Genomic DNA, 12736 nt, shown 5'->3' with positions numbered 1-12736 from the left:
GGGCTTTTTTCAGAGGGTAGAGTTTACTGTTTGTTTAATCCTAGTTCCCCTCGGACTTTGGTAACTAAGTCGTTAAAATACTTTCGCTTCATGGGTTTTTCCTTGCCACTTTGCATCCGCCATGAAATCCCTTCTGAGTCTATTTTTTGAATAACCTCGTCAACGTCAAAGGTTTTATCCGAAAAGTCGGCTTTATTCTCGTGCTCATTATGCTCATCCCGAATCATCTTGTGGATAGTATGATAATCACCTTGGGGATTGGCCTTAAGTGCGCGCTCTATCACATCTAGAACGCGATTTCTTCGGCCTCTGCGTTGAGAAACACTTGGATTAACAATAATTGGACTTTGAAGCGCATTTTGATTGGTATCTAAACCAAATACTTTGTGAACAGATAGCAAATCAAAGCGAAGTGAATCAAAGCCAATCTCAAGTGGTTTGATTGCCAATTCTTCATCGGTATCCATAAACGCATTGAACATGCCTTGAAGCCCTTCCTTTCGAATTTCGTCTGCACCCGCTTTGGATAGTTCCTTTAACCTTTGACCTAATACTGCTGCTGTACCGATTGAGGCAAAGGCGACGAACGAATCTACAGGCTGTTTAGTCATCGTCGTAACCCGACTAAACCGAACATGTTTAGCTTTAGGGTAATCAACCAATGCACTTCGCCAATTGGTAAGGAACTCCGGTTCATGGATAACGGTTCGTTCAATACTCGTTTTATGTGAATTCACACATTCTATCGATTGCTTTGACGTAAGACTTAACACCCCACGGTAATCAAACAGATTTGCCAAAGCTGGCTGATTAGAATCAGAGCCTTTTAATTGCACACCTAAAGCTTTGGCATCAACCCACGCGCAGAGTGACAACTCACTCCGCTCTACGGCATGAAGCAAATCGCCTTTGGTTATGGTGGTTACATCGTTGATTTCATCGATACGGTAAAAACGTCTTTTTTGCATCCTTGCGTACTTCCTAACCTTTAGGTTCATCTAACCGAAACAGCCAAACCTTTAGGTCTACCTGTTTCGGTTAGAAACCTAGTGTTTATGCGGCTTCGTCGGTTAACTGACCGAACTTTGCTGATTGGAGATTTTGATTGACCTAAAAGTTCAGTAAACCGAAGATTTAGACCTTTAGGTTTAGATTGGCTTTGATTCCATTTAAACGCCAAAGCCAAAATCGCTCAATCCATCATATCTCCATGATCTCTAACGCATAACCTAACAACAAGCGATCTGGGTCGTATTCTCGTAACGTTACCTAACAGGAAGCACATTTAGTGAATTAACAGGAAACGTTCGTTACATAACGTTATGTTGGGACGATGGTAGGGGATAGAAGAAGTGTCGGCAGCCCGAATAGCCTTTAGGCTTAACCGTTTCGGTTAGAAGCCTAGTGTTTATGCGGCTTCGTCGGTTAAGAAGCCGAACATTTGATTTTGACCGAAAGGGCTAACCTAAAGGTTTATCTAACCGAAGTTGGTCGGTTAAGGAGTCGGCTTCCAAACCTAGTTTACATCCGGATAGATTAAGGCAAGTCGATAGTGACGTAACGCTGGGATAAGCGATATGGATCGTATTCTCTCCATCTAATGCAAAGTTAGTGGTCAAGGGTAGGAGTAAGAAAGTCTTTAGGCTTGTAAGCCGAACATTTGGTTTTGACCGAAATAGGCAACCTAAAGGATCATCTAACGAAGTTGATCGGTAAAATGACCCTTTTATTTGGTTAAGGAGTCGGCTTCCAAACCGACTCTACATCTGGTTAGATTAGGGGAAGTCACCAGTAACATCACAGTACCGATCTGGCCTCGCATTCCAGCAACGAACATTTGGCTTTAAGTTAATAATCAATAACTTACTACCGATTAGTCATGTTATTTTAAAAGGTCACTTAACATTTACAATCTTAGAAATCCCAAAAACACATTCGCCATGTAATTCCCAGTTAGAAAATATTAGAAATCGACACGAAAAATAAAATCCCTATTATTATACTTGCAATACATTTTGGTCATGAAATCAACAGTCCGACACCCTATGAAATAATACTATAGACAACCTTAAAAACCTTAATGTTAGGGAAAAAATATTGGAATGCAAAAGCGACATTAACAATAGAGCTTATCATTAAAAACAAAACACCTATTAAGTATGAGGATAGGGATAAAAAACAAGAGACTCTATAAGATTCATTTAAGAAATTATAAACATCCCAAAAAAAACAAGAAGCTCTATCTTTATCAACAAAGAACCATTCCTCCTCGATCTTAAGGTCAAATTTATTATCGTTTCCCTCACAGTTATCAAACTTAGACTTGAAAGTAGAGATATCTCCTTCTTTCACATCTGAAAGAAAAGATTTTTTGGATTCAACAAGGTAGTCTGATACATGCTGTGTATTTTTCCCTTCATTAAGAAACGAAGCATAGCTTTCATTCTGCTTAATAATACTTGGACATCGTAACTGATAAATCACCGTACCGAGACAAAAAAACAATGAAGCAAAGAAAAATTTAGATAAGCTAAAAGTCAACTCAAGATCGAGCCCAATGTGTGTACTTATAATATCGAAATTTTTCGCCAAGAGAGGTATAATAAATATCCATAAGTAGTTACTTCTAACTAATTTACTTTCACCAAAATAACGTACAAAGTTCCACTTATTCATACTTTAAAGAAATCCTCATCTAGAGCATTTGTAGTTGCAACTTTCGTTCTATCATAAACCGACCTCAAGGCATCGAATGGCACTAAGTTTAGGTTATCAATAGCCTCATCGATTAGATTTAACTTATCTAAAAATGGTAGAAGATCCATTGACGATATAATAAATTGATGTTTTGCGTCTAATTTCTCATGTGACTTAGAGGATTTATCAATGGCGGAAATTAATTTCTTCTTAGTTATTGATTCAAAATAAACCCTCATGCCTGAGGTAAACTTATCTAGATTTACCTTATTTACAATGATATCTGAAGATATAAAATACTTTGATGCAAACCAGTCAGTTCGTGGGACAAAGGTAATAGAAGTAAATAATATATCTCCACCAACCTTACTTCTAATAACTGTAAAAACAAAATTATGTAAGAACCTGATAGCAGAGTCTCTATTGAATAAAAACCTATTATTTTCCAGTTCTCTTCTGATAAAATAGCTTTCAATCTGCTTTTTAAGGTAAAAACGATTGAAGTTCATATCATCAATATCTTCTAAAAAATCTAAAATATTAGACCAAACATCTAATTTATTAATCCTCTCTTTGTAAAAAGCCTCAGATTGTTGATCTGAAGTGTTACTTCTAACACAGGATGCTGCAAAATAGAAAGGTATTGAATCATGAATAAATTTATGTGTATGGTTATCAATCTCTATTAAACAAGTGTTCTTTGTCAGATCATCGAGAACCTTTCTCGCAGTCCCCTTAGTAATTAATGCTTTTCTAAGTGCTCCATTCACTAGAACGACAAAATCTATCTCATTAGAACTACTATACCTTTTAGATATAAATAAAAATGAGATATATTCCAAGACAAGATGAAATTCTTCTGCAGACAGACCGCTTAGCGTTGGTCTTGTAAAGCCAATTTTCATACCATCATGTTCGGAAACCAATGTATTAAATAGCATTTTGTAGAACTTTGTTTTACTATCTGGTATTTTAACACTCCTCCTATACACTATAGCAAATAATGTTAAAACTAGAGGGGTCTGTAGTAAACATCTCAAATCCTCCTTCATTCCTGATATATTTTTACCTAGTTGAATTCTATGCTTCGAGTTCTCTTCATAACTATCCATTAGCTTACTAATAAATTTTATTTGATCCTCATTACCTAGTGGGTTTATACAAAAAACATCAAATTCAGCTGATGATTGGATCTCATTATTTGGCCGACTAGTACAAATGGTTTTTCTTGTGCCATTCCTTCTTGCCATTTCTCTTATCTCATTGGTAAGTCGAGATCTTTTTACAGGCTCCACCTCATCAAAACCATCAAAAAATAATGAGAAAACACCAATATCAATGAGCCTAGATGCTAATTCTCTTGAGCACCTCATAGATAACTCACTTTTTATATGGTTAGATATGTAATCAAGAAGACTCTCTTTACCAACATCTCTTAACTCTATAAATAATGGAATAGACTCAGCTAAAGAAAGTTCAAATCTATGAAGATATCTCAATAAAATTGATTTACCTTGACCAACTGTACCTTCAATGATTATTGAATTATCTGTACAAAAATCGGACAAACCTTCTGCATAAAAGTTAACGTGCGGATTTGCTCCTTTTTTATGCAACTGACTTGGATAGTAAAATTTGTTTACATCAACTGGATCTTCTTTTTTGAAAACATTTGCTACTATTGCAACCCTCACTGAACTTTCAACAATCTTAGCTATACTTTCTTTTTCCAGCCAGGGATTAAGCTCCGCATGGAGAGCTCCTGTAAGTTCTTTTTTCTTTTCAACTAAAAGTTTATATAAAGCTGAGGCGCATTTTTTTTCTTCACTATGTGTCATTTTTCATTATTAGCAATTGATCTCAAAGTCTGGAAAATATCATAAATTTTCAAGTTTAAAAATAAGTAAAGCAATTCTTACAGCATAGATCTGATAAATTACAGTAAGATCAATTATCACCACTGATTAAATTAACAGCAGCCGCCTTATGTTCTGGCGCTAAGTGTGCATACCTTAGCGTCATCTTTAGGTCTGAATGGCCTAGCAGCTCTCGGACTGTGTTCAAGTCTACCCCCGCCATTACCAGCTTACTTGCGAAGTGGTGGCGGAGGTCGTGAAAGTTAAAGCCTTGAATCTGCGCTAAATCCAACACCGTCGCCCACGGCTTTTTCACTTCTTTCAATGGTACGCCGCTTTTCCCTTCAAACAGATACCTCGATGCTTGGTTTTGCTCTCGCCAGTTAGTTAACGCGTTATAGGCTTCGTTGTTCAAAGGAACAATTCTCCCCTTCTTTGATTTGGCATTGCCGCCGCGCACTTGCACATACCTTTCACTAAACGATACGTCTGACCATTCAAGGCTTAGCATTTCACCACGACGAAAGCCTGTGTTCATAGCAAGCAGGATAAGCGGCTCGACGTAATCCACGAACGTCACATCATCCAAGCTTGGGTACTTTTCGTAGTTTCGGATTTCTCTATGGGTATTGGCAGAACGACGAGCAAGGCGGATATTCCAATCACGCTCTTTAATGGCATGGCGTAACCGCTTTTCTTCGTTGTCGTTGAGGTAACGAACGCGGGTATTGTCGGCTTTGATGGTCTTCACTTTGCTCAGTTCGTGGGAATCAATCAGCCCCCACTCGACCGCACGCGATAACGCGCCTTTTAGTGTGTTCACGGAATCGTTAATCGTGGCGGCGGCTTTTCCTTTTTGGCGTCGTTCGCTTCGCCACTTCTCAATCTCCCACGCGGTAATTTGATCGAGTTCTTTGTCCATCAAGAAAGCAAAGTGGCTTTTTAGGTGTTTGATGATGCGATGCGCGGTTTTGGGGTTTCTTGTCAGCAGGAACGGCAAATAGCGTTCATCTAGGTAAGTCGGCAATTTGATGTGTTTTCGGCGTTGGGCTTCTTGGCGGACTTTCTTCTTAATGTCTTGAACGTCGTTGCCTTTTGCCACTTCACCCGCTTTGGCTTTAGCGAGGTCTCGCGCTTGTGTTGGGGTGATGTCGTTCGCGTTCCCCAATTTATAATTGACCTGCTTCCCTTCGAAGCGATAAAACAGGTAATAGAAGATGCGACCCGTTGAAGAAATCCGCGCATGAAAGCCGAGAATTTCGGTATCATTGATCCGCTTATCTTCGACTTTAAATTGCTTGATACTGGTCGTGGTGATCTTCTTTTTTATGGGCATATTGATCTGCTTCCTTGCACTTAGCCGCTCGCTCTGTGTAGCACATATGTAGCAGATTCATCATATTCCCATGAATTTCAGTGAACAACTAGATACACCGAATTTCTTTCAATTTATTGATATTAAACGGTTATTTTGTGTTTCTTTGTTCATCGCCGTTCATGCTAATACACCCCTAAAACCGTCTCATAATCGCATGGTCTTAAATTCAAAAGCTCCACCATTTGTTGTCATTTGAATGGAAATGCTCGTGTCTTACATCCTGCCTATTCTATGTCTCTCACATTCGTTTCCACCCAAAAACATCGACCACATCGAGCCGTGAAAAAATCCCGATTTTCAAGGCTTCTTGCTCATGGTTAATTAGCTTTATTACCATTCTATGAGCTTTCATCGTGGCAAAGCGAAACGATCATCTTCTTGTACTTTTAACCGATGCGCCTTGGTGGGTCAGTGTTGTTGTTTCTGGCTGTGCGTTCGTCGCTCTTACTTATCTATTTCCTTATTATCTAGATAACGGCACTGTTGCCTCTGAGGGGTTTATTAACGCTTCGCAAAGTGTCGCGATTTATCTCTCTTCGATTCTTTTGCTACCTGCTCCGATTTCGCTATTAAAACGGTTTACTTCCAGGAAACGGTTACTAAAAACAGCGTCGCATGCACACTTACACCAAATGCATTGGTTGGACTTTGAGGCGTTGGTCGGCGAGTACTACAGGCAAAAAGGGTTCCGAGTAACTCAAAGCCTTTCACATGCACCGGATGGTGGCGTGGATATAGAATTGCGAAAAGATGAGGAGTTGCAGCTTGTTCAATGCAAACACTGGAAAGCGAGAAAAGTTGGCGTAAAGGTATTGCGAGAGCTTTATGGCGTGATGCTAGATCGACGCGCAAAAAGAATGATTGTAGTGACTTCAGGGAACTTCACAACAGAAGCCATCACGTTTGCCGCGTCTAAACACTTTGAGCTTATCAATGGCGGCAAGCTATTAGCCATGATTGAAGAAACGAAACCAAAAAGGGAAGCGGTACGAGAGCAGTTGGCAACACGCGATGAACCAAACTCGCACTCCCCTGTTTGCCCAAAGTGTAAATCACCCATGGTGCTTCGAATGGCCAAGCAAGGGAAGCACCAAGGCTCGTCGTTTTATGGTTGTTCGCGCTTTCCGCAATGCAGGCATATTGAAGGTATACCCGAAGTTGGGTCGAGTCCTTCAAACAATAAAGAAAACGCACAAGCCTAATGGCTAAAGCGCCAATGCAAACGGCCATCACTCCGCACAATATGATCGCTTTTTGACTTTTAGAGTATTAATCCCTGTATCCCAAAAACCGATCACCCATTGGTTTGGGTTATTCCTATCACATCAAATTACGGTGAAAGCACATGAAAGCATTAATGGCGATTTGGGTTGGTTGGCTTTGTTTTAGTGGTGTTGCGTTTGCAGCAAGTTGCCCCGAGGTGCTTAAAGGCTCTCAGCGTAAGTTGAATTCCACCGAAACCATTAACTTATGCGAAGCGTTTCAGGGCAAAACTATCTTGGTGGTCAACACGGCAAGTCAGTGTGGCTTCACCTCGCAGTTTGAACAGTTGGAAACCCTTTACCAGCAATATAAAGATCAGAATTTCGCCGTTATTGGGTTTCCATCCAATGACTTCAATCAGGACAGGGGCGGTGAAGACGCAAGCGCCAAGGTGTGTTATCTCGACTATGGCGTCACCTTCCCGATGATGGCGAGAACCAATGTGCGAGGGAGCGGCGCTAACCCTGTTTTTGCGGAGGTGGCACGTCAGGCGGGTGTTGAACCAAGGTGGAATTTTTATAAGTATTTAATTAACCCTGATGGTGATGTCATCGCGACGTTTCCAAGCTCGGTGTCACCGCTCTCCCCTAATCTGTTGTCTGTCATAAAGAACCAATTAGACAAGGGCTAGGCAATCCCTAATAAGCCATCTTATGCGGCGCACATCACTCAAATACGCGTATTTTTCATTGAGGTAACGGTCAGTGATTTTCTATATTCCTAGGGGGATATTTGACGGATAACGACGATGGGACACAACTTAGACATTCAAAGCATGTTTGTTTTGGTGAAGATGTATGAGCTTCGCAATGTGAAGCTGGTCGCTGACGCGTTAGGTAAAACCTCAAGCGCGATCAGTAAGATCTTGTCTAAGCTCAAAGTGCATTTTGAAGATCCGCTATTCATCCAAGGTAAGCATGGCTTTGAACCCACGACGTTCATGGACACCAACCTCGCTCATTTCGAACAAATATTAGACACCTTCGATGCGATTCAGCACAGTGAATTTTCGCCCCAATCCTTAAAGCAAGAAATCGTTCTTTATGGGCATGCGCTATTTTGGGACAACTTTGGCGGTCGGCTTTATCTTGCTCTGCGAGAAGAAGCGCCTCTGGCCAAAATTTCTATGCGCCAATGGAGCCTAGAAGCACGATCACGTATGGTCGAAGGGGAAAATGCGGTGCTGTTTAGTACCTATGACGAAACGCTCCCACAGGTCATACTCCAAAAGCCGCTATGTGAAGTGTCACCGACATTTTTTGTTCGAAATGATCATCCGGCGCAATCTATGGATGAGTTAAAGCACTATCCTTTTGTTATCACTCGCAACCCTGGTTGGAACGACGTTCGCTACCCATTGCTTGAGCGCTTAGCGGCGGTGGGTTATCAAATCACTCCCACGGTGGAAGTTGAAAATACAAAATCGATAGAAAGCATTGTGAGAAATTCTGACCACTACTCTTTCACCATGTCTCGACTTATCCCTGAGGACTGTCGTGGCATTGCACTGCCAACCTTGTCTGACGATAGAGTTAACTGCGTGATGTGCTATCACCGAGCCAAGCAAAACGATCCTCAAAAAGAGTGGCTCTATCGCGTCTGTCATCGCGTTCTCAATCAACTTGAAGAGTGAGGGTTTACTTGTCGCTGCCTGGCGTGAACACCGTATTCCTCCCTCCCTGCGCTCATACGCGAAATAAAAACAAGACGTTAATCACACTGATTTCCAAAATGGAAACTTAGGGTTTCCTCTACATGTGACTCACATCTCAGTAATCTTATTCCTGTCGAGAGGGGAAACCCCAACAAACTCCCAATGAATAAGGTACTGACATTATGAAAAATGCACTCATCATCGCACTATCAATCTTCTCTTTCTCTGCGTTTGCTGCTGGCGGCGCAGGTGCCAATAACGGCCTCAACGGTGATTTGATTCAGAAAGCAACAGCCGCAGGTCTTTCTAGCGAACAAGCCACAAAAGGCGTAGCAACGGGTCACATTAGTGTTGGTGCGACCGCAGAGCAGATGCGTGAAACCGTGCGCTAACGCTTAGAAGAAAAGCTTAGTATCCCGACCAAAAAAAATAAATAAAAACAATAACTAGATAGGAAAATACGATGAAAAATATACTTATTATTGCGCTATCAATTTTCTCTTTCTCTGCATTCGCGGCAAGCGGAGCAGGCGCTAACAACGGCCTAAATGGTGATTTGATTCAGAACGTCAGTGCCAGCGGCCTGTCTATCGAACAAGCGACACAAGGCGTTGCAACCGGTCATATTACTTCAGGCTCTACAGCAGAGCTGGAGCGTTAAAACAAGAGCAGTAAGCCGACCCAAGGGATAGCAATGCACGCTATCCCTAAAGGGCGAACCAAAGATGATGGCAGCCCTCACGCCCTAAACCGCACGGAATCACCAAATACATCTCTCAATTGATACGCCACTCCACACTTATTGTTTTGCCATTACACCTATTCACACATCCCATTTCGAGTACATCGAATTTCAAACGGCCGTTTTATGTCTATAGTCAAACAGTAAGCTAGGATGTGCTTAGGCTTACTTTTAGTGGGGTTAATGGCATGTTAGACAGACTCGATTACCTGCAAAATCTCTTGCCCAGTGGGAGTACGAATCGCGTCGTGCCCATTTATATGTTTGCAACGGATGAGGGGTTACCCGTGATTCTGCGTGTGAACATGGGTAATGCACGCAGTGATATTCCTGTTGCCTTGGTCAATTTCGACATTGACCCGATTGCCCCGACGTTTCGCTGTGAAATCCAATATCCTACAGAAAACGTGAAAACCTATCTGTTTGGGAAACTCACCGGGAAAAGCTTTACTTTAGGGGCGACCGAAATAGATGATTGGTCAACACTCGAAGCATTAGTGAAAGCAAGCCTTGTTACCCAAGAACCCGAGCAGGTACCTGAATGAGCCATGGGTAGTTCTTTGCCTGCTGACCTAAAGACGAATCCGTTTTAGCCACCCACTGCGGCTCAATACATCACATACCTTTGTGTTTTTATATCCCACTTAAATGATCGCAACACAGTTTTGGTTGCGTGTTCAATGTCATCGAGAATCAGATGAATCCCTTCATCATTGATCGCTTTGAGCTTTGATATCTGGTGATAGAAAACAGTCCATGACACGGTGGCATCATCCCAGTACACCACATCTTTTCCTTGGCTCCCTTCCGTCACAAAAATGTACTCCGGTGGCTCTACTTGTTTGTCTGATCCCTTTGAGTCTAAATGATATTTAGAAATTTCTTCTTCAATTTCATCAACGAGTTGCTGCTGGCCAGCACCGCAGGCAGAAATGCTGATGAGCACTTCACCGTTGTACTGACTCATGTCTTTAAGGATCGGCGAAAGTGCGAGAAACAAACGGCGCCAATTCACGAAATCTCGGCCAAAAGAGATGCCATTTGCGTTGCCGTGAGCGGAAATATGAATACATAGCGGCACCCTTGCCTGACGTATGGCCGCATAGTTGCTATCGATGGAAGAGATGTAGTCGAGGAATTTGACTAAGTCCTGCTCAGAGAACGCGGTGAGAATAGCCACTTCATGGCCGATAGCTTTGCAGATTTTATCTAACGCTTTCGCCTCTGAACGCTCTTGAAGCAGATCTAAAGGGTCAACACACTCGATGATAAAAAGGCGTATTTTGTCTATCACTGTAAAGTCCATTTATCAGTCAATATCATTTAAAAAACTTACCATATTCAATGGGTAATTAGATGATGAAGGCTAAACGATGGGAGGGCCCTAAAAAATAAATCACGGTGAATGTTATCGCGTGGCGATGCGATGCCGTTCGCTTCGGCATCAGATCTCCAACCCCCTGCTGCATTCCGAAGGCTTCTCGGCAGGTTAGTCGCTATTTCTCGCTCGCTACTTCAGTTTCTGTTTCACTTGCTCCCGCAGCTGAAACTTTTGAATTTTCCCTGTCGGTGTGCGAGGAATAGACGTGAAAGACACATGCTTGGGCACTTTAAAGCCCGCCACATGCTGGCTACACCAGTCTTTGAGTTCTTGTTCTGTCGCTGATTGCGCTTCACAACACTCAACAAATGCGTACGGAACCTCTCCCCATTTATCGTCGGGGCTGGCGACAACGGCCACCACCGCAACGGCGGGGTGTTTATAAAGCACATCTTCGATTTCTATTGAGGAAATATTTTCGCCGCCAGAGATGATGATGTCTTTTGACCTATCTTTCAGTTGGATATAACCATCAGGGTGTTTGACCGCCAAATCGCCGGAATGAAACCAACCTCCGTCGAAAGCAGATTGCGTGGCGGCCGGGTTCTTGAAATAACCTTTCATGACCACATTGCCCCGAAACATAACCTCTCCCAATGTCTTTCCGTCTGCGGGCACTGGGGACATCGTTTCTGGGTTCAGCACATCCAAATCTTCGAGGGGGAGATATTTTACGCCTTGTCGCGCCTTCAACTTGGCTTGTTCCTCTTCGGGCAAGGCATCCCATTCTCGGTGCCATTCATTCACCACGGCGGGGCCATACACTTCTGCTAATCCGTATAAATGTGTTACTTCGAACCCTGCTTGCTGCATCTTGCTCAAGGTGCATTCTGGTGGGGGTGCGGCTGCGGTAAAGAAGGCGACTTTGTTAGCCAGCGTCTCATGCTCTGCAGAAAGAATGATATCCATGACAATCGGCGCACCACACAGATGAGTGACGTTATGTTCATTCAATGCGCGCCAAATGGGTTCTTTACGCACTTGTCGCAAGCACACGTGCGTGCCGCAAATGGCGGAAATCGTCCACGGAAAACACCAACCGTTGCAATGAAACATGGGGAGTGTCCACAGGTAAGTTGAGTACTTGGGCATGTCAGCCGTGAATACGTTACCGAGTGCGAGCAAGTAAGCGCCGCGATGATGACAAACAACACCTTTTGGGTCGCCTGTGGTGCCGGAGGTGTAATTGATTGAGATAGCGTCCCACTCATCTTCAGGCATTAGCCACGCAAACGTGCTGTCACCCTGTGCTATCCATTCCCCATAATCCTGATAATCAGTTGAAGCGCTAACGTTGGCAGCCCCTTCCCATTCACTGTCTCGATAGACGATGACTTTTGGCGACACCTCCGCCAAGGCGAGTGCTTGCTGTGCCACGGAGAGAAATTCCAAATCAACAATCAGAACTTTGGCTTGAGCATGATCAAGCTGGTAAGCAATGGTCGCCGCTTCTAGTCGCGTATTAACCGAATGCAGAACAGCGCCCGCCATTGGTACACCGTAATGACATTCCAACATCGCCGGTGTATTTGCCAACATGGCTGAGACGGTATCCCCTCGCCCCAACCCTGATCGCGCTAATTGAGAGGCAAGTTGACGGCTTCTGTTATAAAACGCGCGATAGCTGACGTTGGTGCTGCCATGGATGATAGCGACAGCATTCGGGTAATTAGCCGCCGTGCGCTCTAGAAAACCTAATGGCGTTAAGGGCTGAAAGTTAGCGGGATTACGGTCCAGCCCAATGTTGTATGGATTTTCCATGCAC

At 42.9% G+C, this 12736-nt stretch carries 12 protein-coding genes; 6 read left to right on the top strand and 6 right to left on the bottom strand.

Going from position 1 to position 12736, the window contains the following annotated elements:
- Positions 1-23: 23 nt before the first annotated feature.
- The 4 genes from Q365_RS0111960 to Q365_RS0111945 form a co-directional block, all read right to left on the bottom strand.
- Positions 24-968, bottom strand: coding sequence for a hypothetical protein (locus Q365_RS0111960; protein ID WP_028023564.1), 945 nt, complete (start codon positions 966-968; stop codon positions 24-26).
- Between the two features lie 1075 nt (positions 969-2043).
- Positions 2044-2676 carry a hypothetical protein gene (locus tag Q365_RS0111955; protein ID WP_028023563.1) on the bottom strand — a complete coding sequence of 211 codons (633 nt, stop codon included), beginning with the start codon at positions 2674-2676 and terminating at the stop codon, positions 2044-2046.
- Positions 2673-4535 (bottom strand): NACHT domain-containing protein, encoded by a 1863-nt coding sequence (locus Q365_RS0111950; RefSeq protein ID WP_028023562.1) that lies wholly within the window; start codon positions 4533-4535, stop codon positions 2673-2675. The genes Q365_RS0111955 and Q365_RS0111950 overlap by 4 nt, the downstream gene beginning before the upstream one ends.
- A gap of 109 nt (positions 4536-4644) precedes the next feature.
- Entirely contained in the window at positions 4645-5889 is a 1245-nt protein-coding gene (locus Q365_RS0111945; RefSeq protein ID WP_028023561.1) for a site-specific integrase, read from the bottom strand.
- Positions 5890-6284: 395 nt separating this feature from the next.
- Between Q365_RS0111945 and Q365_RS25690 the strand changes: the two genes are divergently transcribed.
- From Q365_RS25690 to Q365_RS0111915, 6 genes are all read left to right on the top strand, one after another.
- Complete coding sequence (locus tag Q365_RS25690; protein WP_051563786.1) at positions 6285-7133, top strand: restriction endonuclease; 849 nt, start codon at positions 6285-6287, stop codon at positions 7131-7133.
- Between the two features lie 143 nt (positions 7134-7276).
- A complete protein-coding gene (locus Q365_RS0111935) occupies positions 7277-7825 on the top strand; it encodes a glutathione peroxidase (RefSeq protein WP_028023560.1) in 549 nt (182 codons plus the stop codon).
- Positions 7826-7942: 117 nt separating this feature from the next.
- Positions 7943-8827, top strand: coding sequence for a LysR family transcriptional regulator (locus Q365_RS0111930; protein WP_028023559.1), 885 nt, complete (start codon positions 7943-7945; stop codon positions 8825-8827).
- Between the two features lie 203 nt (positions 8828-9030).
- Positions 9031-9240 (top strand): hypothetical protein, encoded by a 210-nt coding sequence (locus Q365_RS0111925; protein WP_028023558.1) that lies wholly within the window; start codon positions 9031-9033, stop codon positions 9238-9240.
- Between the two features lie 71 nt (positions 9241-9311).
- Positions 9312-9509 carry a hypothetical protein gene (locus Q365_RS0111920; protein WP_028023557.1) on the top strand — a complete coding sequence of 66 codons (198 nt, stop codon included), beginning with the start codon at positions 9312-9314 and terminating at the stop codon, positions 9507-9509.
- A 269-nt stretch (positions 9510-9778) separates the two neighbouring features.
- On the top strand, positions 9779-10135 hold the full coding sequence (locus tag Q365_RS0111915) for a hypothetical protein (protein WP_028023556.1): 357 nt from the start codon (positions 9779-9781) through the stop codon (positions 10133-10135).
- A gap of 62 nt (positions 10136-10197) precedes the next feature.
- Here Q365_RS0111915 and Q365_RS0111910 read toward each other — a convergent pair whose 3' ends face one another.
- Together Q365_RS0111910 and Q365_RS0111905 are read right to left on the bottom strand one after the other, a co-directional pair.
- Positions 10198-10884, bottom strand: coding sequence for a hypothetical protein (locus Q365_RS0111910; protein WP_028023555.1), 687 nt, complete (start codon positions 10882-10884; stop codon positions 10198-10200).
- Positions 10885-11100: 216 nt separating this feature from the next.
- Positions 11101-12732: an acyl-CoA synthetase gene (locus tag Q365_RS0111905; protein WP_028023554.1), complete on the bottom strand. Its 1632-nt coding sequence runs from the start codon at positions 12730-12732 to the stop codon at positions 11101-11103.
- Positions 12733-12736: the final 4 nt, after the last annotated feature.

This window comes from Enterovibrio calviensis DSM 14347, from assembly GCF_000621165.1.
GTDB lineage: Bacteria > Pseudomonadota > Gammaproteobacteria > Enterobacterales > Vibrionaceae > Enterovibrio > Enterovibrio calviensis.
This window is presented reverse-complemented; position numbering and strand designations above follow the sequence as displayed.

Bases quoted from the DNA above. Each gene is read 5' to 3' on its own strand.
- Q365_RS0111955 (WP_028023563.1), bottom strand. From the start codon at position 2,676: ATGAATAAGTGGAACTTTGTACGTTATTTTGGTGAAAGTAAATTAGTT.
- Q365_RS0111935 (WP_028023560.1), top strand. From the start codon at position 7,277: ATGAAAGCATTAATGGCGATTTGGGTTGGTTGGCTTTGTTTTAGTGGT.
- Q365_RS0111920 (WP_028023557.1), top strand. From the start codon at position 9,312: ATGAAAAATATACTTATTATTGCGCTATCAATTTTCTCTTTCTCTGCA.
- Q365_RS0111945 (WP_028023561.1), bottom strand. From the start codon at position 5,889: ATGCCCATAAAAAAGAAGATCACCACGACCAGTATCAAGCAATTTAAA.
- Q365_RS0111905 (WP_028023554.1), bottom strand. From the start codon at position 12,732: ATGGAAAATCCATACAACATTGGGCTGGACCGTAATCCCGCTAACTTT.
- Q365_RS0111950 (WP_028023562.1), bottom strand. From the start codon at position 4,535: ATGACACATAGTGAAGAAAAAAAATGCGCCTCAGCTTTATATAAACTT.
- Q365_RS0111930 (WP_028023559.1), top strand. From the start codon at position 7,943: ATGGGACACAACTTAGACATTCAAAGCATGTTTGTTTTGGTGAAGATG.
- Q365_RS0111915 (WP_028023556.1), top strand. From the start codon at position 9,779: ATGTTAGACAGACTCGATTACCTGCAAAATCTCTTGCCCAGTGGGAGT.
- Q365_RS0111960 (WP_028023564.1), bottom strand. From the start codon at position 968: ATGCAAAAAAGACGTTTTTACCGTATCGATGAAATCAACGATGTAACC.
- Q365_RS0111925 (WP_028023558.1), top strand. From the start codon at position 9,031: ATGAAAAATGCACTCATCATCGCACTATCAATCTTCTCTTTCTCTGCG.